Origin of the sequence: Paludibacter propionicigenes WB4 (assembly GCF_000183135.1) — a bacterium.
Classification (GTDB): Bacteria; Bacteroidota; Bacteroidia; order Bacteroidales; family Paludibacteraceae; genus Paludibacter; species Paludibacter propionicigenes.
The window spans coordinates 2,710,596-2,737,403 of sequence record NC_014734.1; the positions used below are offsets into that span (position 1 = coordinate 2,710,596).

21 protein-coding genes are annotated in these 26,808 nt (G+C 41.5%); 9 read left to right on the forward strand and 12 right to left on the reverse strand.

Annotated elements, in window-relative coordinates:
- Positions 1 to 20: 20 nt before the first annotated feature.
- The 8 genes from ovoA to PALPR_RS11140 all read right to left on the reverse strand — a co-directional run bounded on the left by ovoA (position 21) and on the right by PALPR_RS11140 (position 10,802).
- Positions 21 to 2,126 (reverse strand): 5-histidylcysteine sulfoxide synthase, encoded by a 2,106-nt coding sequence (gene ovoA, locus PALPR_RS11105; RefSeq protein WP_013445729.1) that lies wholly within the window; start codon positions 2,124 to 2,126, stop codon positions 21 to 23.
- 2 nt (positions 2,127 to 2,128) lie between these two features.
- A complete protein-coding gene (locus PALPR_RS11110) occupies positions 2,129 to 2,656 on the reverse strand; it encodes a GNAT family N-acetyltransferase (protein WP_013445730.1) in 528 nt (175 codons plus the stop codon).
- 156 nt (positions 2,657 to 2,812) lie between these two features.
- Positions 2,813 to 4,825, reverse strand: a complete 2,013-nt coding sequence (locus tag PALPR_RS11115) for a beta strand repeat-containing protein (protein WP_013445731.1) — start codon at positions 4,823 to 4,825, stop codon at positions 2,813 to 2,815.
- 3 nt (positions 4,826 to 4,828) lie between these two features.
- Positions 4,829 to 5,929: a transglutaminase domain-containing protein gene (locus tag PALPR_RS11120; protein WP_013445732.1), complete on the reverse strand. Its 1,101-nt coding sequence runs from the start codon at positions 5,927 to 5,929 to the stop codon at positions 4,829 to 4,831.
- Positions 5,930 to 6,046: 117 nt separating this feature from the next.
- A protein-coding gene (gene prfB / locus PALPR_RS11125) for a peptide chain release factor 2 (RefSeq protein ID WP_013445733.1) occupies positions 6,047 to 7,154 on the reverse strand; the annotation gives its coding sequence in 2 pieces (ribosomal slippage) (positions 6,047 to 7,090 and positions 7,092 to 7,154; 1,107 coding nt in all).
- Positions 7,155 to 7,247: 93 nt separating this feature from the next.
- Entirely contained in the window at positions 7,248 to 7,853 is a 606-nt protein-coding gene (locus PALPR_RS11130; RefSeq protein WP_013445734.1) for a phosphatase PAP2 family protein, read from the reverse strand.
- A gap of 94 nt (positions 7,854 to 7,947) precedes the next feature.
- Positions 7,948 to 9,399, reverse strand: coding sequence for an RNA polymerase factor sigma-54 (gene rpoN / locus PALPR_RS11135; RefSeq protein WP_013445735.1), 1,452 nt, complete (start codon positions 9,397 to 9,399; stop codon positions 7,948 to 7,950).
- Positions 9,400 to 9,680: 281 nt separating this feature from the next.
- Positions 9,681 to 10,802, reverse strand: coding sequence for a DUF6588 family protein (locus tag PALPR_RS11140; protein WP_013445736.1), 1,122 nt, complete (start codon positions 10,800 to 10,802; stop codon positions 9,681 to 9,683).
- Positions 10,803 to 11,403: 601 nt separating this feature from the next.
- Here PALPR_RS11140 and PALPR_RS11145 point away from each other — a divergent pair.
- The 6 genes from PALPR_RS11145 (at position 11,404) to PALPR_RS11170 (ending at position 17,115) form a co-directional block, all read left to right on the forward strand.
- Positions 11,404 to 12,090, forward strand: coding sequence for a PQLLE family protein (locus PALPR_RS11145; RefSeq protein ID WP_013445737.1), 687 nt, complete (start codon positions 11,404 to 11,406; stop codon positions 12,088 to 12,090).
- Positions 12,091 to 12,170: 80 nt separating this feature from the next.
- Positions 12,171 to 12,596 carry a hypothetical protein gene (locus PALPR_RS11150; protein WP_013445738.1) on the forward strand — a complete coding sequence of 142 codons (426 nt, stop codon included), beginning with the start codon at positions 12,171 to 12,173 and terminating at the stop codon, positions 12,594 to 12,596.
- Positions 12,597 to 12,637: 41 nt separating this feature from the next.
- Positions 12,638 to 13,063, forward strand: a complete 426-nt coding sequence (locus tag PALPR_RS11155; RefSeq protein WP_013445739.1) for a hypothetical protein — start codon at positions 12,638 to 12,640, stop codon at positions 13,061 to 13,063.
- 180 nt (positions 13,064 to 13,243) lie between these two features.
- Positions 13,244 to 15,193 carry a DNA primase gene (gene dnaG / locus PALPR_RS11160; protein WP_013445740.1) on the forward strand — a complete coding sequence of 650 codons (1,950 nt, stop codon included), beginning with the start codon at positions 13,244 to 13,246 and terminating at the stop codon, positions 15,191 to 15,193.
- Positions 15,194 to 15,300: 107 nt separating this feature from the next.
- Positions 15,301 to 16,071, forward strand: a complete 771-nt coding sequence (locus PALPR_RS11165; RefSeq protein WP_013445741.1) for a radical SAM protein — start codon at positions 15,301 to 15,303, stop codon at positions 16,069 to 16,071.
- A 102-nt stretch (positions 16,072 to 16,173) separates the two neighbouring features.
- Positions 16,174 to 17,115, forward strand: coding sequence for a glycosyltransferase 28 domain-containing protein (locus tag PALPR_RS11170; protein ID WP_013445742.1), 942 nt, complete (start codon positions 16,174 to 16,176; stop codon positions 17,113 to 17,115).
- A 54-nt stretch (positions 17,116 to 17,169) separates the two neighbouring features.
- On the opposite strand, the gene PALPR_RS11175 is transcribed toward PALPR_RS11170, so the two are convergent.
- Together PALPR_RS11175 and PALPR_RS11180 are read right to left on the reverse strand one after the other, a co-directional pair.
- Complete coding sequence (locus PALPR_RS11175; RefSeq protein ID WP_013445743.1) at positions 17,170 to 18,090, reverse strand: nitroreductase family protein; 921 nt, start codon at positions 18,088 to 18,090, stop codon at positions 17,170 to 17,172.
- A gap of 149 nt (positions 18,091 to 18,239) precedes the next feature.
- On the reverse strand, positions 18,240 to 19,487 hold the full coding sequence (locus PALPR_RS11180) for a hypothetical protein (RefSeq protein WP_013445744.1): 1,248 nt from the start codon (positions 19,485 to 19,487) through the stop codon (positions 18,240 to 18,242).
- 321 nt (positions 19,488 to 19,808) lie between these two features.
- On the opposite strand from PALPR_RS11180, the gene PALPR_RS15480 reads away from it, so the two are divergent.
- Both PALPR_RS15480 and PALPR_RS11190 read left to right on the forward strand, forming a co-directional pair.
- On the forward strand, positions 19,809 to 20,336 hold the full coding sequence (locus tag PALPR_RS15480; protein ID WP_013445745.1) for a CvpA family protein: 528 nt from the start codon (positions 19,809 to 19,811) through the stop codon (positions 20,334 to 20,336).
- 30 nt (positions 20,337 to 20,366) lie between these two features.
- A complete protein-coding gene (locus PALPR_RS11190) occupies positions 20,367 to 21,029 on the forward strand; it encodes a ribonuclease HII (protein ID WP_013445746.1) in 663 nt (220 codons plus the stop codon).
- Here the strand turns inward: PALPR_RS11190 and tamL are convergent.
- On the reverse strand, positions 21,017 to 23,278 hold the full coding sequence (gene tamL, locus PALPR_RS11195; protein ID WP_013445747.1) for a translocation and assembly module lipoprotein TamL: 2,262 nt from the start codon (positions 23,276 to 23,278) through the stop codon (positions 21,017 to 21,019). The two genes, PALPR_RS11190 and tamL, sit on opposite strands and share 13 nt — an antisense overlap.
- Positions 23,279 to 23,444: 166 nt before the next feature.
- Between tamL and PALPR_RS11200 the strand changes: the two genes are divergently transcribed.
- Positions 23,445 to 24,197 carry a TrmH family RNA methyltransferase gene (locus tag PALPR_RS11200; protein WP_013445748.1) on the forward strand — a complete coding sequence of 251 codons (753 nt, stop codon included), beginning with the start codon at positions 23,445 to 23,447 and terminating at the stop codon, positions 24,195 to 24,197.
- A gap of 81 nt (positions 24,198 to 24,278) precedes the next feature.
- Here PALPR_RS11200 and PALPR_RS11205 read toward each other — a convergent pair whose 3' ends face one another.
- Positions 24,279 to 26,765 carry a TonB-dependent receptor gene (locus PALPR_RS11205; protein ID WP_041620914.1) on the reverse strand — a complete coding sequence of 829 codons (2,487 nt, stop codon included), beginning with the start codon at positions 26,763 to 26,765 and terminating at the stop codon, positions 24,279 to 24,281.
- Positions 26,766 to 26,808: the final 43 nt, after the last annotated feature.

A 26,808-nucleotide genomic window follows, 5' to 3' on the forward strand; every position in this document is an offset into this window, starting at 1 on the left:
ATTGCTGTTGAGCTTGTTTTCTATCTTTTTCGCCAGACACTCACTTCACTTGTCCGTTGTTCCGATATTCGCGACGATTTCCGAAGGTTGAAAATAATATCCTTCGGTTCGCAGACCATCTCAAAATTGGCGCTAAGGATATGTTGAATTCCTTCTAAAGAAGTAATAGGTTCACCATCTTGCTTGAAACCTCCGGGCCAGTGTTCGCGTTTCACTTTGTTTATCTCCCATTCGTAGGTAGAGGCTATTACCAGCAATCCATTATGGTTTAATCGTTCATGTATACTCTTCAAAAATAAAATAGGGCAGATCAGTTCTTCCAGCAGATTCGGAACCACTATCAGATCGTAGCCGGAGTAAATTGGTTTCAGGTTGTTTGCATTATCCTGCATAAATAGTATATTAAGCTTGTCAGCGTCGATTCCAAAATCGGAAAGTACCACATCCCGATAGAAAACCAACTCACCCTCGTCCTTTGCAATATAGCGGAGAAAACCTTTTTCCTGAAGCTGTATGGGCATGCGGATAAACCGGGCCGACATGTCGAGTGCTGTAACAGAATCGAAATGACCGGCAAGTTCAAAAGCCAGTCTGCCGGTATCGGCATTTAAGTCCAACACCCGACTAATAGGTTTGTATTTGGTAATTTCCACGATGAATTCGGCCAATTGTTTAGAAAAGTTCGGAGTGGATGAAAACATGTCTCCCCAGTTTGCCTCGCATGAATTGGCTATTTCTGTGTCCGTTTCGTATTCATCGTTGTGAATTTGCAAGGGTTTTTCAGATTGCACAATACGAAATCCGGCATGTTGGTAAAAATGACGGCGAAAAGCATAGCGCGCATGGTGAGTTGCTTCATTTCCAGTCGAAATCCACGAACCGCCTTTTATCAGATTGTGTTTTCCGTCGAATGTAGGAGTAGAGAAATCATCGTAAAGCGGATGCACTTTAAAGCCCGCGTATCCGGTGATAGGTGTCTCTGTCCATTGCCAAACATTACCGATGACATCGAAGAAATCTCCGGTTTTGAACTTGTCTACCGGACAAGGCGAAGCAAAATGTTCCAGGTTTATATTGCCGGGAGCCACAGACCATTCAGTCATATCCGGAACGTTGCATACTTCAGATAACCGAATCCACTCAGCTTCCGTAGGCAATCGGTATATTTTGCCTTCGCGGGCAGTTTTCCAGTTACAAAATGCCTTTGCCTCAAGATAATTTATTTCTACAGGCCAGTTCCAGGGCATGGGAATTTCTTCGGCAACCAGCCTGAGCATGTAGCCCGTACTATCGCGACGCCAGAAAAGAGGCATCTCGGCTTGTTTGTAGTTACACCACTCCCATCCTTCTTTTGTCCAGTACGCCTCGGTTTTATATCCATTGTCAGTTACAAAAGCCAGAAATTCTCCGTTGGAAACGAGAAATTTGCTTGCGTAGAAATCTTCTACCTTTTCAGAATAATGTCCATATTCATTGTCCCAACCATATAGTTTGTGATAAGCGGGTTTTCCTAATTTCATATCGGATCCGAGAACAGGGAGAAACTCGTTTTCGGGAGCATCGTCACTTTCGGGACAAATATTGCCGAAGAGACCGGGCACAACTTCATTTAATGGCAATTGTCGAATCAGTACCGACGATGTTTCTAGATGAATGCGTTCATGTTCTATGCCCATCAAAACGACCCAAAGCGGATCGTTCCAACCAATAGGGATATTTAAGGGGGAGTTAAGAATTACATTCTTTACTACTTCTCTGGCTTTCTGACGATACTCTCTTACGGCATCGACAGACGGCCAGTTATAGTGTTTTTCGTTTAAATCGTCCCAGCTCATTTCATCCACCCCGATGGCAAATATTGATTCAAATTCAGGATTTATGCGGTTTTCAATCAGTTTGGCCAGCATGAACTTGTTGATATAAAACACGGCCGTATGTCCAAAATAAAAGAGCAGTACATGACGAAGCGGGTCTCCACGATGGTAAAAAATGTCATCGGATGCCAGTTGGGTGTAAAGCTTTTCATCAATTGCCCATGTTTTTTCAAAGTATTCCAGAATTTCTAGTCGTTTGTCTTCAACATTTCCACTCTGTAAATCAATTGTTTTGGTCAATAAGTCGTGCATATTCAATACAGTTTTTTGTGTAAATATATTTTATTCATTACGAAAGTTTCTTTACCGTCGGGTCTTAGTTTTGTTTGCTGAATGGACGCGATGGGTTCGAATCCCATTTTCCGATAGAGGCTTAGCGCCGGAATATTCTCATCCCAAACGCGGATAACAGCATCGGTGTAAAGGGATTTGTCTGTGCTTTGCTCAAACTGGTTTAGGAATTCTTTTCCTATTCCTTGTCCACGATATGCTGAACTAATCATTATTTCTGCCACATAAACGCATTTTTCAATTGAAATGTTTTGCACGGTTTGTTTCGGAAACAGTTCGTCGAGTGTCAAGGGGCAGCATAGCAAAGCGCCAATTATGTGGTTATTATCGAGTGCAAGTAATGCATATCCATTTTTCAGGATAGTGTTGATGTAGAGGCTCAACTCATGGCTGGAGATGTGTTGTTGGGAAATACCTGAAGAAAAAACTTCAGTGTAAAGTTTCGTTATTTCCTGTAGATAAATAGCATCATTGCTTTGAATTATTTTCATAGAAAAACGTTCAAAAGATTTTTAGGTGTATAATCGCTTACAAACATAAGCATTTAACGCTTACAAATCGATTTTGTTTCTAAAAAATATAAACCCATACAATAAAAATTGTATGGGTTTATATTTCTGAAACGAGGTTTGTATTACTATGAGTAATTACTTAGGAGTCCAAACAATAGAGATGTTCGAAAAGCTAGGTACATTAGTCGGGGTTAAGCTGACGGCAGTAGGTCCTTTTGTAAAGGTAAATGTAGAGAAATTCCCTGTGCCGTTTTTGTCGGTCAGTTCCATACATACTTTATAAGTTCCATCGGTTACTACCGTGCCTGCCACATTGGTTCCATCCCATGAGCAGGTTCTGGTACCATGGTTGCTTTGAGTAGCTCCTGTTGTTGCGTTAACCACATTTTTAGACGAATTGGAAACCCAGTTAGTTAGGTATTGAATACGGGCAGCTGCGAAAACCATGAGTGATTTTACAAAAGTTCCCGAGCTATTCTCTATCCAGATTGCAACAATGTTTCTGGGTGAATAGCTTCCTCCTGCCGAACTGGTAAGGGTACTTATTGCTAATATACCAGCACTATTTGTTGGTGCGGGAGTAGTGGTCGTGAATGATACTTCATTGCCATAAGTTGTTCCGCTAACATTTGATGCATAAGCACGTAAATAGTAGGTTGTACCAGATTGAAGTCCGGTTAAACTACTGGTGAAACTTCCTGTACCACTACCATCGCTTGTTTTACTGTTGTTGATGGTTGGCGAAGTGGAGGTGTTCCAGCAGACTCCGCGTGCTGTTACCGGCGATCCACCATCCGAAGTTATATTTCCTCCTGCAGTGGCTGTTGATACGGTAATGGCCGTAGGTGTGGTTGTGGAAAGTATAGGTATGGCGGTTTGTGTAGTGGTTAACGATACTTCGTTTCCATAACTTGTTCCGTTAGCATTCGTAGCGTAAGCCCGTACATAATATGTTGTACCTGCCAGTAAACCGGTGATGCTGCTGGTGAAACTTCCTGTTCCAGTACCATTACTTGTTTTGCTGTTGCTGACAGTTGGTCCGGAAGTAGTGCTCCAACACACTCCGCGGGCTGTTACAGCCGATCCTCCATCCGAAGTAATGTTACCACCCGAGGTGGCAGTATTAAGCATTACGGCCGAAGGGGTGGCGGTGGTAAGGGTAAGTACTGCGGTTTGTGCAGTAGTAAATGTTACTTCGTTACCGTAACTGGTTCCATTGGCATTGGTGGCATACGCTTTCAGGTAGTATTTGGTGTTGGCTTGTAAACCGGTGACAGTACTGGTAAATGTTCCGATTCCGGTTCCATCAGAAGTTTTACTATTACTTATAGTTGGACCTGTAGTTGTACTCCAGCAAACACCGCGGGCTGTTATCGGTGATCCTCCATCGGAAGTTATAGTGCCACCGGCAATGGCCGCTGTGGTTGCAATTCCGCTAGGGGCTGCGGTGGTAAGACTGAGCATGATGGTGAGCGGTGTGATAAATGACACTTCATTTCCATACGCAGTGCCATTAGCACTTGTAGCGTAGGCTCTCAGGTAATAGCCAGTATTGGGAGACAGTCCGGTGATGCTACTCGTAAATGCTCCGGTTCCGGTTCCATTAGTTGTTTTGCTGTTGTTGACAGTTGGTCCGGGAGTAGTGCTCCAGCATACTCCGCGAGCTAAAATAGGCGACCCTGCATCGGATGTAATATTACCACCCGCCGTAGCAGTAGTTGTACCAATGGATGTTGGGGTAGTGGTGGTAAGAGCCGGCAATTCGCCTTGTAGGGTGGTAAATGTAACTTCGTTGCCATAAATAACACCATCACTGTTTGAAATAAAAGCTCTTACGTAGTACTTCGTGCTAGGTGATAATCCGGTAATGTTGCTGCTGAAATCAGCTGTTACGGTCAGTCCGGTAATCTTATTATCGTTAATTGTAGGTGATGGGCTGGTACTCCAGCATACTCCTTCGGAAGTAACACTCACTCCGGCATCGTTTTTTATACTCCCTCCTGTTGTTGCACTGGTTAGGGTTACGTTGCTTGCGGCGATAGTAGTCAGCGATGGTGAAACCTGCATAGTATTACAACCCGCTGCAAACAATAAGATTGCCAGAGCGGAAAGCAAGTTATAAAACTGTTTTCGTTTAATTGAGTTCATATTTTATTGCTTTTTACTTAGGAGGAACGAGTTCTCTCGTTCTATATTGCTAAACTCTTTTTCAATACTTTTTTTGAACGTATTCAGCTTTTCATTTAATTGTAGGTTGATTGTTTTTACCTGCAATGCCATGTATAATGCCTTTTCGTTTTTCTGTCTGGCTTGATTCAGCAGGTCGGTCAATTGAGAAAGATTTGATGCTTTTATTTTTGTATTTCTAACTGCCAAAATGTACTTATTGTACGTTCGTACACCTTCATTGAATATATCAACAGCTTTATTAAACTTTATCGTTTCTTGTTTTAGTTCCTCAACAGCAATATTTGATGAGATATAGTCCAAAATTTCATCCAGTAACTTGTTTCTTGTACCGTTCCGTGTTATTCTGACTGTCTCCCGTTTCAGTTTTTCTAACGGGTTTAGTGTTGAAATTGTTTTTATTGAATCGGAGAAATTGAAAAACGAATTCTTTTCTGTGCTTTCAAAGTTATTCGTGTCGAACTCTTTGTACGAAACCGGTTTTGAGGAGAATTGCCATACAGGATCGAATGGCATATGGGTTTTTATAAATTCTACAGGTTGAATCATGAATTCAGCATCATTGAAATGCTGTACAAATTTGCCTTTTGCCAGATAACCAGCTCCCCAGGTAGCATCAATATTATAAAATTGTCCTCCAATTTTCACTGCATTCCACGAATGTCCCACGAGAATCAGTTTTCCGTTTTGCCGGATGTAACCATCAATAATGTAACTCTCGATGCCGACTGCATCGCAGCATGCTTTAAAAAGAGCCGAGTAGTTTGAGCAAACTCCTTTTCGACTGGCAAGTACTTCGTTTACAAGATCGCTGTTATCTGAATAGAATCCGGTTTTGTTTAATTTAGCCACATCGTAACTAATGTTGTGGGTGATCCAGTAATAAATCGCACGAACCTTATCTGTAGGAGATGAAAGCTTATGCGTAAGGTAGCGGGCTATTTCTTTAGGAGTTTTGAAATTGGGCGGAACAGTTTCCGATTGCTTATCTATCTTACTATAGTCGGTACAATATGCTGTGCCGAAAGCGAGTAGATAAAGACTAAGTAGCAGAAATCGTTTCATATTTAAAGCTCAATTTGAAATATATGAACGGCGAAAATACAAAAATAGCATATTTCCACCCTTAATTTAAGAAGAAATATGCTATTGTTTTGTTTGTTTGATTTCCTGAATAGATTTTTAATCAGGAAATTCCATTAGGTATGCTTTGATAAAAGCGTCGATATCACCATCCATCACCCCGTTTACGTTGGAAGTCTGATAATTGGTTCGGTGATCTTTTACGCGGCGGTCGTCAAAGACGTAGCTGCGGATTTGCGATCCCCATTCAATTTTCTTTTTACCGGCCTCTACCACAGCTGTTGCTGCACGGCGTTTTTCCAGTTCCAGTTCGTATAACTGCGATTTAAGCAAGCGGATAGCGTTGTCTTTGTTCCCGAACTGCGAGCGACTTTCCGTGTTTTCAATTACAATTTCGTCGGGCTGATTGGTCACAGGATTGACAAACTTATAATGCAAGCGCACACCGGTTTCTACCTTATTTACATTCTGACCTCCTGCTCCCGAAGATCGGAAAGTATCCCACGACAGCATGCCCGGGTTGACTTCAATTTCAATTGTATCGTCAACCAGTGGCACCACGTACACGGAGGTGAAAGACGTCATACGCTTACCCTGAGCATTGAATGGAGAAACACGCACCAGTCGGTGTACACCGTTCTCGCTTTTCAGGTATCCGTAAGCCATTTCGCCTTCTATCTGCATGGTCACAGTCTTAATACCTGCTTCGTCACCCTCCTGAAGGTTGGTTATTTCGCAGGCATAACCCTGACGCTCGCACCAGCGTTGGTACATGCGGAAAAGCATCGATGCCCAGTCTTGCGCTTCGGTTCCACCGGCTCCACCCACGATTTTGATCACTGCTCCCAGTTTATCTTCCTCGTGCGAAAGCATGTTTTTCATTTCGATGTTTTCGAGCAATTCCATTGCGTGACGATACGCTTCGTCTACTTCCTCTTCGCTGACTGCTTCTTCTTTATAAAAATCAAAAGCCAACTGTAGTTCATCTGCCGCCGTTTTCACAGCATTGTAGCCGGTGACCCAGTTTTTCAGTTCTTTTACTTTGCGCATCTGAGCTTCGGCAGCTTTGGCATCGTCCCAAAAACCCGGAACCTGGGTACGTAACTCTTCTTCTTCTATTTGGATTAATTTCGTATCGACGTCAAAGATACCTCCTCAACGCAGACTCGCGCTCCAACACATTTTTCAGTTGGTCTATCGTTATCATATTCTTTTTGGGTCTAAAGTCCAGAGTCAAATGTCCCGGGACTTGGTTTATAATTATTGGTTATTATTCAAATTAATATTGGGAAGCGAATATCTAAAAAAAGAATACCGGTGTAAATACCATAAAAAAGCCGACAGCAAAACCAGCCAGCGTTTGTCCCGGGGTATGTGCTTTCAGTTCGATACGCGAAAGAGCTACCAACGCCGATATGGCCAGAATGATGCCAAAAAGCAACAACGGATTGGTACCAGTGCGGTAACAGATGCCAAATATGCCTCCGCAGAATCCTCCCATGCCCGCCAGGTGCGCGCTTATTTTCCACTTGAAGTTAATAAGTGCTATGACTAAAATTGAGGCAGCAGAACCGATTGCCATAGTCACAATGAAAATTGGAAATTGTAACGTACGCCACATGAAAAGCGCCCAGAAAATGTAGGCAACAAACGAGAAAATATAAGGCACAGTACGTTCCTGTCTGTTGGATATGAATAAGTCTTTGATATCGCCTCTTCTCATCATTAGCCAAATAGGTAATGCAGGAAAAAAACCTGTGAACAAGAATGTTCCGATAACGGCTATCCATCTCCAAATAGAAGGCAACGGCATGAAAATGTCCATGCTCATTAGCATAAACATGGCATATGTAGGCATCAGAAGGGGCTGGAAAATTAGCGAGATTATGTTGTGAAACTTCTTCATGCAATTATTAAGTGTAAATTGTCAATGATCAATTAATTTGCTTGTTTTTCAGGATTAAAGATTAATCATTTACAATTAATCATTAACCATCAAATTAGATTTCTTTCCGCATACGTGCCACCGGGATGTTCAACTGTTCGCGGTATTTGGCCACGGTGCGTCGGGCAATGATGTAGCCTTTGGTTTTAAGCACTTCGGCCAGTGCATCGTCGTTCCAGGGCTTGCGTTTGTCTTCGTTCTGAACGCATTCCAGTAGAATTTGTTTTATTTCGCGGGTAGAAACTTCTTCGCCCGAGTCGTTGGTCATAGATTCGGAGAAGAAATATTTCACCGGAAAAATACCGAATTCGGTTTGGATGTATTTACTGTTGCTCACGCGCGAAATGGTCGAAATATCGTATCCGGTGCGGTCGGCAATGTCTTTCAGGATCATCGGCTTCAGATAGGTATCGTCACCTTCGATAAAAAATTCGCGCTGAAAATCCACAATCGCCATCATGGTGGTAAGTAATGTTTGCTGACGCTGTTTGATAGCGTCGATAAACCAACGCGCGGAGTCTATCTTTTGTTTTACAAACATAACCGCATCCTTCATCTCCCTACTCTGATTTTGTTTATTTCCGGAGTAGTCCTTAAACATATCATTGTACGTGCTGTTTACGCGCAGCTCAGGTACATTGCTGTTGTTGAGCGAAACGGTGAGCTGGTTTTCATTGTTTTCCAATATAAAATCAGGAACAATGGTGGACATGGATTTCTCCAGTATATTGCCACCCCATGCGTTTCCGGGTTTGGGGTTCAGGTGAATGACTTCGCTCATTACTTTTTTCAGCATGGCGTCATCCATTTCCAACCCGCGTTGTATTTTGTCGTAGTGTTTTTTTGAGAACTCTTCGAAATATTCGTCTATCAGTCGCTTGGCAAGCTGCACGGTTGGAGTCTGTTCTTTTCTTTCGAGCTGGAGTAGCAGGCATTCCTGAAGGCATGTGGCGCAGACTCCGGCTGGGTCGAGCTGGCGAACCAGGGCGATGATGCGGTTCATTTCGGCGTCGTTGGTTTGCACGCCTGCCTGAAACACGATGTCGTCTACCATAGCTTCGGGAGTTCGTCGGAGGTAACCTTCGTCATCGATATTCCCAATCACATATTCGGTAAGCAAGCGGTCTTTTTCGGACAGGTGTAACAGGCCAACCTGATCCAGCAGGAACTCATGAAAAGTCATACCGGCCGAAAACGGAATATCTTCGTGTTTATCGTCTTTGGAAGTATTGTTAGCCTTCAGTTTGTAGTCGGGGATGTCGTCGTCGGCCATGTATTCATCCAATTCCAGATCATCGTTATTACCACCGTCGTCGATACTTAAATCATCCATCTCTTCGGACTCTTTGTCCGTTTCAGCACCTTCTTCCAATGCAGGATTTTCCTCCAACTCCTGACGGATGCGCTCTTCGAGCTCCAAAGTAGGCACTTCGAGCATTTTGATAACCTGAATTTGCGCAGGCGATAGTTTTTGTTGTAATTTCTGTTGTAGTTGTTGCTTTAGCATAAATGATAATGTTTATCGGGTCAGTAAAGACCTCCAACAAGCCGCAAAGATACGTTTTTTTCAGGAGATTATAAAGGAAAGACGCCGGGTGTTTGCAATTTTTGAGACAAAGAGACAGGGCTTTCTGATTGAGTTTTGAGATGGGTCTCGCGATTTTTAATCGCGGTCTTGGAGGAATCGCGATTAAAAATCGCGAACCCCGGTGGTTAAGACATTATGAAAAAAAGACACAGGTCATTAACGATCTGTGTCTTTTGTATGGAAATAAAACCGAATTTGATTTATCGGAATGTAATCCCGAATCCGGCCGAGGCAGTGGCATATTTTTGAGCCACGTATTGCGCATGGAATGATATCACGGCAAATTTCAGGCGGAAACCGAATGTGGCATTCGGCATGGTTTCGCTACCGGTTACTTTCACCGGATCGGCCACATTTTTTATTTGCATTTTGTAGCTTCCTCCGCTCAACACCGGGTCACCCAATGTTGGGTAATTGCCGGCCAGTACAACATCGAAATTGGTTTTTACTATCCCTGCTCCAATGTAAGGGGTGAAGAACAACAGTGTTTTAGAGAATACTATGCCGGTAGTAAAAGCTTTGGTGTTGATTCTCATGCTTTGTGTGCTGTAGTTGTTCAGATTCGGGTCGGCCACGTAGCCCAGACCTCCGCCCACCAGTTTGTCGGGCGTAATCTGCGACTCAGCCGGGAAATAGTAGTCAGCATTCAACTTGGTATAAGCTACCAACACCGATGCGTCAAACGGAAGCATCTTCACACCCGGAATCCATTGCTTGAAATTATGTTTAACTCCCAGACCCCAGAAAGATACTTTGGCATCCGATGTTTTTACGGTAGGCATCCAGCGGATACTTACGTCGTTGATTATCGGCAGACCGATGGTAAACTGCACCGTAGGAGCCGGTATGTATTTCGATACGCCCTTTGGGGTGGTAAACGATACGATTTTGCCCGTTCCGTTGTTCCACAGAGGGTTTACGGTGGTTCCGTCTTTCAGGAAGTGGGGTTGCATAAGATTAAGTTCCACGCCGCTGCCTTTTCCGGCAAAGGTAGGTGCCTGTGTGGTTCCTGCCACGGTTGGTTTCAGGTTCTGAAGTCCGGTGATGTCAAACGTTCTTTCGGACTGCGGAGCCACCACCACGCTACCGCCTATGGTGAGGTCGAATCCCCATGTTTTGTGCACATCGGCAGTGTTATACCAGTTAGAGCCCAGTCCGGCAGACAGACTGTTTCCGGCAGGTCGCAGGTAGCTGTTAGCTACTGTATTCAGGTCGGCCAATCCCGATTTAAAAATGTTTGTGATAGCCTCCTGAGCTTTAAGCGAAGTAGTAAAGCCACAGATTAGTAAGGCGCTTGCCACCAAAAAAGATGTTTTTTTCATTGTTCTGTTCTTTTTGTTGAATAAAAAACGATTAAATATTCTTTACTTTTTTTCAATAATGCAAACATACATATTTTTTTTGAGATGCATCCTTTTGACAAGGCTTTCTTGCTTGCGGAATCTACTCAAAAAAAGATCGTTTAACGAAATATGCTTGTAGAAAGGGTTTCCGTAATTTGTTGAAAACTTTTTTAGCAATAGTTATAATTTTATTTTGCAGATTAATTTAATCTTTTTACATTTGAAGCCTAAAGTGGTCAAAATAAGTAGAAATTTGAGTAGAAATTACGTGGAAATGCCCATTAATAAAGGAGGAAATTAAGTTATACTTCCGAAAGTAAGGTATGCTTCCGCAGAAATAGGAGAGCTGCAGGACGAAATACCCCAAACCCACTTGGAAATGAAAGAAGGGCAGGACGAAATGAGGCAAGGGCACATAGAAACGAGTGAAAGGCAGGACGAATTAGTAGAAGGACAGGATTATTTAACGTAAGGACACGACGAAGTGACACTAGAGCAGCATTCCAGTCATTTCTGAACGGAACAGTAAGATTTCTAAAACTAAATACTCTCTATTATTAACTTTAAACAAATTTATCCGATGGAAACAAAAACAACTGCAACCACCGACGAGAAAAAAGTATCGAAATCTCATTACGAAACAATCGATGAGAAAATTACTAAAATGAAAGTAACCTTTGACAATGCCACCTTGCCCGAAATCTTTACTGTGATGGTGACTGTAGGTTACACCGCCGAGAAAATCGACGGCATGAAAAACAGCCTGAATGACCTGATTTTGCTCAATGCCAATCAGGTGAAAGAAAGTGCGGAACAAAGCGCCGAACAAACTAAGTTCGACAACAAACGAAAGGAAATTAATACTCTTTTCAATACACACCGCGGCATGTTGCGGATTTTCTTTAAAGGAAATGACCCCGCTTACAAAACCCTGCAACTGAATGTGGAAAATCCGACAGCTTACGGTAACTGGAATCAGTTGGTAACACGATTCTATGTGCAACTGGCTAAACCCGACATGTTGGAACAAACTTCCGCTGTTGCTATCACTCAGCAAGTTGTAAACGCTCAGCAACAAGCCCTGACCGAACTGAATGCCCTTAAAGACAGCATTATCAAAGAAAGCGGCGATGCCGTAGGTGCTACCCATGCCCGCGACGTGGCGTACGATGAGCTCTATCCACTGTACTCCGATTACGTAAAATACGCCAAACTTCTCTTACCCGACGCATCACTCCTCAAAATGCTTGGCGTTACGACGAAGTAAAGAGAGATAAATAAGATTTACCCCCGCTGTGAAGAGTGGCGGGGGAAATAAAAAATATAATAAAAATAAAATGAATTATTATGAGACGATATAATTTGAATGAAGAAATTGAAAACATTGATTATTGGCTAGAAATAGTTGATAAATATAAAATTAAGTCTGAAATTTATATAGAAAAAGCAAGAGCAGTATTTGAAAGTAAAAAAATTAAGGTTTCTGAAACAAACAATAATTCGTTTGATTTCAAGTTTCTTGGTTTAGATTTTATTGCTAAAGCAAATATCTCATTTAATAAAGAATCTTCTAAATTTAACGATGGCGAATTGAATATTTTTCATAAAAAGAATGATGATTTTGAATTAATAATTTCATATAGTTTTGATAAGATAGGAAATATTGAGAATACTTTTAATACTGATACTTTTGCTTTGTACTTTTATGTCGATTTTATTAAAATGGTTCTTAATAGTTCTACTGAAAAAGGAATTAAGTTTCAATTGCTTTAGAATTAATCAATCTTTGATTACATTTATAAAAAAATAGAAGAATGACGAATGAAACAAACTTGAAATCTGAATTCTCAGACATAATCGAGACTACAAAATATAGGACTCCAAATTATGATGAAATTCTATTTGATGAGTATTTGAGAAGAAAACTTTCTCAATCATTCAAATTCATTGCGGATGATATCATTAGAAATATTCGATTTGGTTTAATTGAAAAATATAGTAATGATAGTGCTTGTTTTAGGGAATATGGAGTTCTTAGCACACTTAAAATCGTTGAATTAATGTTTTATCAATTAAAAGTTGGGATAAACGGTCCTCAAAAAGCTAATATCAATGATCCTGTTTATGTTATAAATAAAAATGGACAATTTATTTTATATAATGGTTATCATAGAATTCTTGTTCATCTCACAGAAGGATTGTTAGAGATTGATGCATACGTTTTGATAGTCAATATCTAGAGATGTTTGAATATTGATATAACCGAATTCATCTGAATCTTTTTTCAAGGGAATTGAGATATTTTTATCCACCACATTTAATCCTACCCCTAATCGTTTTGTTGAATAAAATCCGTAGTTTTGTATTTCAATTTTTGTAGAGACGCATGGCCATGCGTCTCTACAAATTATCAATAAAAAATGATTGATCAACCCACCATAGACCGCATAACCGAAGCCGCCCAGATACAAGATGTGGTTGGTGATTTTGTTACCCTGAAGAAACGCGGGGTCAACTTGCTTGGGCTGTGTCCGTTTCATGGCGAGAAAACTCCGTCGTTTATCGTGTCGCCGGCCAAAGGCATTTTCAAATGTTTCGGTTGTGGCAAAGGCGGTAACTCGGTGCACTTTATCATGGAGCACGAGCAGATTTCGTACTACGAAGCCCTGAAATACCTGGCCCGCAAGTACAATATCGAAGTGCAGGAACGTGAGCTCAGCCCCGAAGAACAGGCTGTGCGCAACGACCGTGAATCCATGTTTCTGGTCAACGAATTTGCGCAAAAACATTTTACGCACACGCTGCACAATAATCTCGACGGAAAAGCTATCGGGCTCAGCTATTTCCGCGAACGTGGCTTCCGCGATGACATTATCCAGAAGTTCCAACTCGGATACAGTCTGGAACAACGTGATGCATTTACCCAAGCCGCCATCCGGGCCGGGTACAACAAAGAATACCTGGTAAAAACCGGCCTCACGCTCGAAGGCGACAATAATTACCTGGCCGACCGCTTCCGGGGTCGTGTTATGTTTCCCGTACATTCGCTATCCGGTAAAGTGGTGGCTTTCGGGGGACGTATCCTCAAGAAGGACGACAAGATGGCGAAGTACGTCAACTCGCCCGAATCGGAAATTTACCACAAGAGCAACGAACTTTACGGCATCTACTTTGCCAAACAATCCATCGTCAAGCAAGATCGTTGCTTTTTGGTGGAAGGATATACCGACGTTATCTCCATGCACCAAAGTGGCATCGAAAACGTGGTGGCCTCGTCGGGAACGTCGCTTACCCCCGGGCAAATCCGCCTTATTCACCGTTTCACCGAAAACGTAACGGTGATTTACGACGGTGATGCAGCGGGTATCAAAGCTTCTATCCGGGGTATCGATTTACTGTTAGAAGAAGGATTGAACATCAAAGTCCTGCTCTTGCCCGACGGCGATGACCCAGACTCTTTTGCCCGTAAAACCAATGCGTCGGACTTTATCGAATACGTGGAACGCAATGCATCCGACTTTATCCGTTTCAAAACGAACCTGTTGTTGGCCGACGCGGGTAATGATCCCGTAAAACGTGCCGGGCTTGTGCTGGACATTGTACGAAGCATTTCCATAATTCCCAACACGGCCATTCGCGGCGAATATGTGAAGGAATGCAGCACGCTGCTGAACGTAGAAGAGCAGATGCTTTACTACGAAATAAACAAACTCAAAACCAATGAGCAGGAGAAAAATGCTACCCGACGGTCGAACGCTGCACCGGACATGCCTCCGCCCGATGAGTTTTTTGCTCACGAACAGGGTGTCGTAACATCAAGGTTCGAAGAACAGGAGCGGAATATCTTACAAGTGCTTGTAAAGCATGGTGAAGCCGTTTTCTTTTATTCCGATGAAGAGAAGCAACATCCCGTAACGGTGGGCGATTATATTTTGGAAGAACTGGAGCGGGATAATCTGGTGTTTGAAAATCCGGTTCATGCCCTGATGTTCGAAGAATATAAAATGCATCATAAGCAAGAAAACTTTAGTGCCGAACGTTTTTTCCTTTATCATCAGAATGGACAGATAAGTATGCTCACTGCCGATTTGGTGACTGAGAAATATACACTCAGCAAGGTTCACTCTAAAATAAAACGGGTGGAAACCGATGCCGAACGCTTTATTGACTTGGTTCCGCGGGTGGTTTTTGAGTTTAAGAATATGCTGATTCTGGATATGATTAAACAAAAGCTGCTACAGATGAAGGCTGCCAACGATGCAAAAAACAATGCGCTGGTGGATGAAATAATGCAGGAAATGAGCCAGCTGGAAGTGGTGAAAAAACAACTCTCTAAAACGCTCGGGGAGAGGATAATTATTAAGTTATAGATAGTAGCTCACTTCGTTCGCGTTATTCGCTTCGCCGATATTTACTTCGTTATATTAATTGTAAACCAAGTCTGTAGACTTCTGACTATAGACCATAGACTAACATAATGATTCTTTTTGACCAAATAATTTTCGGACCTATCCACAGTCGTCGACTGGGACTTTCGCTGGGTGTAAACCTGCTGCCGATTGATGCTAAAATCTGTTCGTTCAACTGTATTTACTGCGAATGTGGTTTCAACACCACCATGCACGATTCTCCCATTCCAACCCGCGATCAGGTGCGCGAAACACTCGATGCCAAGTTGCACGAAATGGTTGCCGAAGGCCAAATTCCGGATGTAATCACCTTTGCCGGAAATGGAGAACCTACACTGCATGCCGAATTTGAAGGAATTATAGATGACACCATCGCTTTGCGGAATAAATATTGCCCCACAGCCAAAGTCAGTGTATTGTCAAACTCCACCCGCATACACAAACCGCATATTTTCGCTGCCCTCAACAAAGTGGACAATAACATCCTGAAGTTCGACTCAGCGATTGACCGTACTATGAAATTGATGGATCAACCCGTAGGAAAACACATCAACGTTGCCTGGTTTATCGAACATCTGAAGAAATTTGACGGACGGCTGATTATCCAAACCATGTTTTTGCGTGGTGAAGTACAGGGAGAAAAGCTTGATAATACTACTGACGAAGAAGTGGAAGCCTGGATTCAGGCACTGGAACAAATCCGTCCGCAGCAGGTAATGATGTACAGCCTCGATCGTGAAGCACCCACACAAAATCTGCAAAAGGTAAGCGTAGACGAACTAAACATCATCGCCGAAAAAGTGAGAGCAAAAGGGTTTGATGTTTCGGTAGCGGGGTAATAATGATATTTGCTTCGCGATATTTATAGATATTTACTCCCTTCGGTCGTGATATTAAGTAAGACTTCCATTTGAATATCCTTGACAGAAAGCTTATATGTAATGAAAATTCTTATTTGCCCGCTAAACTGGGGATTGGGTCATGCCACGCGCTGTGTACCGATAATCCGAAAACTTATGTCCGAGGGTCATGAGCCGGTGGTGGTGGCAGATGGTTTTCCGCTCGCATTTCTGCAACAAGAGTTTCCTTCACTTCGTTTTATCGAGTTTCCATCCTATGCTGTTTATTATGCTGCCGGCAAATCGCAGGTCGGAGTCATGCTGTTCAATTTCCCGAACATTATCGCAGGGACAATCCGGGAACATTTTTGGTTGAGGAACTTACTTCAGTCTGAACATTTCGATCAGGTTATCTCCGACAATCGTTTTGGGATGTGGAATAAACGTGTTCATTCCATCTACATAACCCATCAGCTGATGGTAAAGATGCCGCAGGGTCTGAAAATCCTCGAACCATTGGTTCAACGTATTCACAAAGCATTTATCAACAGGTACGACGAATGTTGGATTCCCGATAGAGAAGAGGGTGGTGGCTTATCCGGCGACTTGGCTCACCAATATCCCTTGCCTGCCAATGCAAAGTTTATCGGGGTACTATCTCGTTTTCTTGGTATGGAAAATATAAATCCAAACAGCGAATTTGATGTGGTAGCTGTCATCTCGGGCGTAGAACCACAACGAACAATTTTTGAGACTGCTTTAATTGAACAATATAAAAGCCGAACAGAGAAAGTGCTTATTGTTTGCGGTCAACCGCAGACCGTAAAGAATGAACGAAAGCTTGGAAATATAAGCCTGGTGGCTCATCTTCCGGATGCTGAAATGGCGGCGGTATTACTGGGTGCAAAAAAGATTATTTGCCGGTCGGGTTATTCGAGCATCATGGATTTAGAAGCTCTTAAATGCCTGCATAAAGCCGAACTTGTACCAACTCCCGGACAAACCGAACAAGAATACCTTTATTCAGTGAACAGTTATCAGTAAACAATGAAGGTTTGCTGATATTTTAATTAGCTATCAACTGTCAACTATCAATTTTCAACTAACACGGTGTATATGGGCAAAGGTTCTTTTCACACCTTTCTGATAGTGCACAGCAGGGTAGCCGAAAATAACCACTAATCCTTCGCGTGAAGGATACTTGATTCCCCATCTTTCGCGAAAAGCAGAAGCTTTTTTGCCATTTTGAATAAACGGATGAACAGCTCCGAGCATGCAGGTGCCAAGTCCGAGTGACTCTCCGGCGAGCATAGCATAAGTAGCTGCAATAATCGGATCGGCCGGATCGGCATAAGGTGAACCATAGAAATACATTGCCAACGGAGCATCATAATTTATCCAGTTATTGCCTTTATCCATATCATCCACATAAACATCGAACAAAGGCTTAACAAAATCATGCATCATTTCGTTGTTTTCTTTTTTCAGAAAAGGGCGAATTAAAGCCAGAAACCAACGCGAAGACATCCAGCGAAGTCCTTTCAAATAGTTCGAAAAATCTTCAGCAAATAACCGAACTTGTTTTTTATTTTCCAGAACCAAAACGTGCACATCCGAAGGAGGAATACCCATAGGAGCAGTTTGTGCTGCTTCCAGAATTTTCTCTATTTTCTCTTTTTCTACAGCCTTGTTTTTAAACTCACGAATGCTGCGCCGACGCTTAAACATAGCCAGCAAACTTTCATAATCAGCGGCCTGACTCTTCTCCGGTAATTCAAACATCAGAACAGGCGACAAGGTGCGCCCCTCAATAGCAATCACATCAGTGGGACAAACCATCATACAATGACCGCAGGCAATGCATCCGAACAGAGCTTTGTCTGATTGATGTACCTTATTATTTACAATCTCTAAACCAAAGTCTTTGCATACATTTACGCAAAGTCCACAGCCTGAACACTTGTCTGCTTCGATGAGAATACTTGCAGGATTTTTGTCTCGGGTGGTTGGTACTGGCATGGTGAACAATTTATTAATGATTAATCGGGACTGCACAAATTTAAAACAAAATATTGATTTGCAGCTGATAAAAATAAAAAAAATCGCTGAGTTATTTCTCAGCGATTCTTGTGTTAACTAAACAAACATCTATAAATCATACCTTGTATTTATCTTCTTGAACCTTCGCTGGCAGAACGACTTCCTGACGAGCTTCCTGATGATCTGGATTCGCTGCTGCGTGAGCTACTCTCGGCTTGTCTTTGAGGAGCTGCCGACCGTGGTTGCGATACTACCTGCGGGGTACTGTTGCTCCTGCTACTTTCACGAACCACATTATTATTGCTTCTGCTACCATTATTATCAGAGTTTACACGTGGTTGATAATTGTTGTTACTGCGTTGAATATTCACGTTGGTGTTGTTATCGTTTCGTGGAGCAGAATAGGTTGACGTTCCTGAATTGTATTGATTACGACTGCCTCCGGAATTTTGCCAGTTATTATTGTTGTTGCTGCTGCGCGATTGATACGTGTTACTTCTGCTGTTGTTATCTGACGGAGTGTAATTTCTTTGTCCGGCACTGCGTTGACTGTTCCAGCTTGAATTATTGTCGTTTGATCTTACGCTTCTTGATCCGTCTGAAAATCCGCGATAATCGTTTCTTACCACACCGTTTCTACTGAATTCAAACTCTCTTTTGTTTCTCACATTCGTGTTACGGCTACTAAATGTACGATCGGGATATCTGACAGCGTAGTCATTACGTCTGATAGATCTGTAAATATTGTCATAACGGTCATTTCTTCTGTACGATGTGTAATAATACCGTTGGTTGTGGTTAACGTGCATATACACGTTCGACAAATATACATTTACTTCAAAAGGTCTGCGATAGCGGTAATATGTTGGATAGTATCCCCAGTAATATGGTGAACGCCAGCTAAAGTATGAGGGTCCCCAGAAGAAAGAAAAGATAGAGGGAGTATAAACATAGGCCGGTTCAATAATATAATTGTCGCCATAAATGTAAGGATCGCCGATTACCTGTACTGTAGTTACATTGTCGCGGTCTCTATCCACTACGATTGAAGCTACGTCCTGATAAACATCTTTATCTAGTACGGCCTGTATCACTACTACGTGAACATTTTTCTCGTTACTTTCGATTACACGTAAATAATCAACCTGTCCGTCGTTGTTTAAATCAAGATTTGAAATGCCACTGTCGTAGTCATTCAATTTTTGTTCAAATTCTTCCAAATTTCTGGACTCTCCAAACGCCGTGGATACTGCTTTTAAATCAAGGTTGTTACTTATATCATCGTTTTGAGCTTGGACAGTAATTCTTTTCTGTGCCATGGATTGGGTTGCGGTTAATACCAGAACTACCAACAGGCTTGCTACTTTTGTTTTCATAATCTTAAATTTTTATAGGTGATTATTCTTTCCCCGAAAATAAGTCATTAATGTCTTTTTTGTTGAAATGTCTTATCCAATTTCTGTGCCAGAAATATTTCCTCCGTCAGAAGTTGATCCGAATTCTGCTGATGAAGGTCAATACATTCAATATAAATCACACATATACAGATGTATAATAATATAAAATTCTTATTCTATGAGTTGTTGATTTTAATGCCTTGAATCCAATAATTTTACATTAAGTTTTCGTGTCGGTTTTTTGGGGAATTAATATTTATTTCTTTTTTTGTTTATCTTTGTGCTATATAATTTTTAATCATGAATACCTTAGACTTTATTCTCTTTGTTCCTGTTGCTTTAGGTTTTATCTTTGGTTTGTTCAAAGGGTTGGTGAAAGAACTTGCCTCCTTGGCTGCCATTGTGTTAGGTATTTTCGGTGCCAGGTTATTTGCACCTTTTGTATCTGACTTTCTGATTCATCATCTCCATTTCTCTCCCAAAACAGCACTTCCGCTTGCGTATCTTATTTTGTTTATCCTTATTGCTATCGGACTTCTCTGGACTGCAAAATTACTTGATAAAATTTTCGATTCATTGGCTTTAGGCGGATTGAATAAAATTTTCGGTGGACTGTTTGGCGGATTTAAATATGCGTTGATTGTAAGTGTCTTACTCAATGTTTTTAATGCATTGGATGCCCGGTTCACGCTGATAAAATCAAAAACCAAAGCTGAATCCGTGTGTTATAAGCCATTGATGAGTTTAGCTCCTAAACTGTGGGAGGAATCAAAATCGACGGATGCTTTTGGTTCGGGTCATCACAAGGTGGCTGATGAAAAGAAATAGTGTCTGCCTTAATGCTTTCCAGAAAATAATATGAGTCTGCTAGGTAATTATTCTTCGAAAACATACGAATGTGGTTGCGACGAGGCTGGTCGGGGCTGTCTGGCCGGACCTGTAGTGGCGGCTGCCGTTATCCTGCCTGCAGATTTTGATTGCCCTTTGCTAAATGACTCTAAACAACTTTCGGAGCAGGAACGTGATACTTTACGACCTATCATCGAACAGCAAGCTTTGGCGTGGGGAGTGGCGTTGGTTGATAGCGGTGAGATAGACGAGATAAATATATTAAATGCCTCCATTCTGGCTATGCATCGAGCCATAGATAAACTCAATATCCGACCGGAATTTATTATTGTGGATGGTAATAAATTTAAATCGTATGCAGATATTCCTTATCAAACCATTGTAAAAGGAGACAGTAAATATTTATCCATTGCAGCTGCATCGGTTTTGGCCAAAACCCATCGGGATGAAATGATGCAGCAACTGCATGCCGAATATCCTCATTATGACTGGGATAAAAATAAGGCTTATCCAACCGTCAAACACCGGAATGCTATCCGGAAGTTCGGCACAACTCCTTACCACCGGTTATCATACGATTTGTTAGGCGACCGAAAAGCTGAGAAACAAGCTTTACTTTTAGAAAAGAAGCGAATAAAAGAGCAGAAAGCAGCCAAAAATCAGAATGGATAACCAATCCCGAAGTGAAATGCCAAATCGCTCCAACCTGGTTTGATGCGCCATTGCTCACGCCTGCTCAACACAGGATCGTATAGCTTTGCTCCTAAATCAAAGCGTAGTATGAAGAATGAAAAATCGAATCTGATCCCCACTCCATAGGCAAGTGCTATTTGAGACGCGAAGGTGTCAAATTTGAATGTTCCTCCTTGTTGAGTGGCATAGTCTTTTATGGTCCATACATTTCCGGCATCTAAAAACACCGCACCTTCCAGCATTTTTATAATCTTAGCACGGTATTCCATGTTCATATCCAGTTTTATATCTCCCACCTGGTTGAAATCTCTGGAAGAACCGGTTATTCGGTTGTATATACCCGGACCAAGCATGCTTTCGCCCCAACCTCTAACACTGTTCGCTCCACCACTGAAAAATCTTTTTTCGTACGGAATTACATTGGCATTTCCATACGGAATTCCAACGCCCACATCGAAATGATATACCAGTCGGTTGTTTTTGTCGAAAATCTGATGATGGGTCAGGTTAAACTCCGTTTTCACATATTGTGAGTAACGTACGTTAGAAAATTTATACGAACCATCTACCTTTTCGTTACCCAGTATATTGCTCAAGGCGTACAAAAAATTTCCCGCAGTTTCTATTGTGTATCGCGCTGTACTGTAATTTTGCATCGGTCTGTTGGCGTTAAACGTTGTGAAAGCACCTGCGTAACCCATGTTCATGATAAAATGGTCGTTGTAGTTATACGGGTTGAATAACGGTTTGGCCGGATTCAGATACATGTCACGGAATGCCTGCTCGGTATTTATCTGCACATAGCTTAAATTGAAAAGCTGAAAACTGTGACGGAATTGTTTTCTGTTCCACGAGTAAGTTATTCCACCGCTGGCATTGGTGGTGGTAAATTCGCCCGGCCGACTTTGATAGCTGAGGGCGCTTGTAAATTCAGTGTTGGCATGAATATTCCGCTTAAAGTCATAGCTTCCGAAAGGAAGTATAGCCCGTGGAAATTTCAATCCTACCTGAACTCCATATTCTTTGGCCCAAATGACTTCTTGCTTTTCGAAAGCGCCTCTTACCAGAAACGATAATGATTCAGCACCTTTAAATACATTTCTGTTGACAGTGTTTATGTTACCTCCTACACCCCAATACCCGGCCGAATATGTTGCTTCGAGCTCAGTGGAGAGTGTTACGGTTTTGGATGGAACAATGACAATGTAGCAATCCAACTGGTTTTTGTCGACTTCTTTGAAGCTGATGTTGACATACTTGATTGGACCCAGTGTGTTTAACGAAGAGTAGGTTTTCTCCACAGCTTCATCGGAGTACAGGGATTTCGGATTTATGTAGGTGTTCTGAACCAATGCATCCAGCTTTAATATACGTTTTTTGGGAGATATGAGTATAAAATCGCGAAACGTGACTGTGTCCATCTCTACTTTGTTCTCTAAATCGGTAGTAACATTCGCATCGGTATTCGTATAAAAAATTACTTTCCGAATATTGAACTTTTTGAAAATTACATTATTCACCGAGTCCGACGAACGTTTCAGATTTTCCTGCATATCCAGACTCATATTTACCTTGTGAGCATTCAGTGTGCTGTCAGCATAATAGCTCAGAAATTCTTTGTTAAAGTTGAAATATCCCTGCTCCCTTATCGAGCTTGTGATTCGTTGGCGTTCTGAATTAAAAACATCAACATCAAACAACATATTGGGTTTTATAAGCGACTTGGCCGTGTCAGATGCGATATTAGCCAAAAGCTCGTTTTTCAGATCTATTTTATACTGATTTAATTTATATGGCGTATTACTGTGAATAATGTACTTTACGTACGCTTTTTTGCCTTTGAAACGTACGTCTGTCTGAATTTTAGCATTGATGTATCCTTTGTTCTCAAGTACTTTTTGTAGTTGCTGTACCGAAAGTGAGGTTGATGTAGCATTGTATATCACCGGCGGGTCACCTATTCGTTTGAGCGTTCTGTTTATCCATTTGGTAGTGTCTTTTCCTGCCAGGTTGTATACACCCAATTGCATACGAAAAGCACCGAAAACTGCTGCATTAGGCGTTTGGCGGATATATTCCTTTAAACCATCATTTTTTATTTCTTTATTGTCTGATTTTATAGAGACCTTATTCAGCAAATATTCTCCGGCAGGCACGTACTTGGTCGTATTGCACGACCAAAACAGCAATGTAATTAAAATAAGGAGACCGAAAAACCGTATCTTCATAATCAGGGAAAAAAAGAATTAAAAATATTTTGCAAATATAGCTTTTTAAAGTTTTCTTTGTTAGCTTTGTAACATTAAATTTCTGATTATATTGTCTAAAACCCTCAATAAATCAGACCTAAAAAATGAACTTTAGGATTTTGAAAATGAAACAAAGAATAAAACAGTGATATCAAAAAATAAAATAAAACTAATCAATAGTCTGTCTCAAAAGAAGTTTCGGGACGAAACAGGTCTTTTTGTGGCCGAAGGTACAAAACTGGTACTTGACCTTGCTCAGGCTTTTCAATGCTCAATATTGGCTGCAACTGCTGCCTGGCTTGAGGAATACTCCCGGCTCGAAGCTGACGAGATTATTGAAATTGATGAAAACGAGCTGAGTAAAATTTCCAATCAGAAAAGTCCTCAGGGTGTTCTGGCCGTTTTTGCGAAACCAAATCACAGTTGGGACAAAGATTCGCTGAAAGAAAAACTAAGTCTGGCACTGGACGATGTACAGGATCCTGGCAACCTTGGAACTATTATTCGAATAGCCGACTGGTTTGGAATTACTGATATTTTTTGTTCAACGCATTCGGCTGATGCTTATAACACAAAAACCGTGCAAGCAACCATGGGCGCTCTCGCTCGCGTGAAAGTGCATACTGTCAGTTTGGTTGATTTTCTTCTATCTGTTGCGCATGAAATTCCTGTTTATGGCACATTTATGGATGGCGAAAATATCTATGATAAGACCTTGACTAAGCATGGAATTATTGTGATGGGAAATGAAGGAAACGGAATTTCGGACGAAATTGAAAAGCTCGTAACCGAGCGATTGCTTCTCCCTAATTTCCCGCTAGGGCAGGCTACTTCCGAGTCGCTGAACGTAGGTGTTGCTACAGCATTGGTTTGTGCCGAATTCAGAAGAAGATCTTAAAATAAATCCCACTTAGCATGCAAGTTCAATTTGTGGATTTGCATACTGAGTGGGAAAATTCTTATTGCTTTTAGTTGATTGTTAATCAACACCATCCATATTCATGTCCTGCATATCGCCGGCACCTTCTTTTTTCTTCATTTGATCGGTTTTCTTGGCTTTCATAGTTCCAAAATTGTAACTAGCCGTTAAGCCGAACATTCTACCGTGGAAATAGTTAGAGGAAGTTTGGTAAAATCCGCTACCCGAAGTTGTTGATTTGAAGCTTGAAGAATTCAATATGTCTCTGACATTTACGCTGATACTTAATTTTCTGTCCATGAAAGTTTTACGTAACCCCAGATCCAGTGTGTACCTTTCGTTTTGTTTCCCTTGTGCAATTAGCTGAGGAGATTCGTATTCTCCGGAGATTTGACCTGAAAGGGTTTTGCTGAGCATGAAATTAGCCAGTACGTTGGCACTCCACGAAAAATTATCCTGACCGGGAATGGTAGTTTGGATTGCTGTGTTATATGGATTGATATACGTGGCCGCATCCAGTTTGCTATAATAAACATTCACAGATGAAGTCAGATTGAGTATTTTAAACAGTCTGTTCTTAGAGATAAGTTCCAATCCGGTATTTTGCGATTTAGCAATATTCATGAATGTGCTTTCCATTATACCGTTGTGCAGAAATCGCACGTTCTGAATTACGTTGTCAGTTGAACGGTAGTAAACCGACGCGGACAGTGATTGGGTATCCCAACTTTTGATGTAATTTAATTCCATAGCAGATGCATACTGAGGCATTAAATCAGGGTTTCCGTATGAAATATTGGTTGAATCAGAAAGGTTTCTGTACGGGTTAATCTGTTGACCACGCGGGCGATTTACTCTGTTGGTGTAGTTAAGCTGTAATTCGGCGTTGTTAGCAAGGTTGTAGGACAAATAAAGACTCGGGAAAACATGGAATAATGTTTTAGCGGGAATTGTTTGCACGGTATCAATGGCTGAACTTACTATCGATTTCGTCGTATTTGTCGATTTCTTTTGTAAATACTCGGCACGCAATCCAATCTGATAAGACAACTTATTAATCCGATTACCATAAGTCAGATAGCCTGCATGTATTTGCTCTTTGTAATCAAAATTGTCGTAATACGAAGGAATTACAGCATTTGTTAAATTGTTTGTACCGTCGGTTGTACTTAGAGTGTTGTTTATATTGCTTTGCCAGCCGGCTTCTAATTTACTATCGTCTGTCAATTTATTGGTGTAATCCACTTTAAATTCAATACCTTTATTTTTTCCGTCTGTGCTTTGAGATATATTTGAGTTGTTTGTACTAGCCAATGCATCGTTTGTAAGATACATATTGTCGCTTGTTCGGTTGTGGTACGAGTATGACATGCTGGCATTCAAATTTGTTCCTTTCTTGTCAAATTCGTGTCTGTAATCCAAACTCAGATTGAGGCTTGGTCGTGTTCCGGTTCCGGTGTTTGTTCGACTGTAGTTACGAAGTACGCTAGCAGGATTTGAACGTAAATTGGTGAGAAGATAACTGGAATTGTTTTCGGAATTTCCGCTTCCGGACATCCCAAATCCCGATAGTCCTATTGTGTTTTTTTTGTCCAAATGATAATCGACACCTGCCCGCATAAATATTCCTGAAAAAGAATTGGACATCGTTGAGTGCTGGTTCAATAATGTGCTGTCTGTTCCGTTGAAATTAGTTCGGTCGGTGTTTCCGCCACCATTGAATGACATATTTCGGTAGCCCAGGTTTATGTAGCTGTCAAATTTACTGTTACTGAAATTGATACTGGCTCCCAAATTACCCCCTAATTTTCCGCCATCAGGATAAGTTACCCCTGCTGAAACACTTCCGTAATATCCTGCTTTACGATTCTGTTTCATCACGATATTGATGATACCTGCCGAGCCCTCGGGATTAAATTTGGCTGATGGATTTGTCATGATTTCTACTGACTCTATACTCTCTGCAGGCAACTGCTGCAATACCTGAGCGCGGTTATCGGCAGTCAAACCGGAAGCTTTGCCATTGATCCATACTTCCACATTACCATCTTTTCGCAGTGACACATTGCCATCGTTGTCAACAGAAACTGATGGGATATTTTTTAAAACATCCGATGCTGAACCGCCTGCTGCAGCAATATTTTGATCGACAGAAAACACTTTTTTATCAATTTCGAACCGCATTTGGGAGCTTTGTGCTACCACTTCTACTTCTTTCAAAGATTTGCTGTCTTCGTTTAGTTGGATTGTCCCCAGATTTAATGGGGCACCAACTATTTCCAATGACTTATTTACTGTAGTATAACCAACGTAGCTAATACGCAGACTATATTTTCCATTGGCAACCGAAGGGATGCTGAATACTCCTTTATTATCAGTGGCTACACCTGCTACGGGTGTTTGCGAACCCTGTTTAAATAAAGCTACGTTTACAAAATCAAGTGGAGACTGGTCTCCGGCATCCACTATGGTTCCTTTGATGCCACCAGACGCCATAAGGGGTAGGCTCATTACTGAGACTAAAAAGAAAACAACAATTTTTTTCATACACGAAACACTTTTTATACCTGAGAGAATTTTTAATACCATA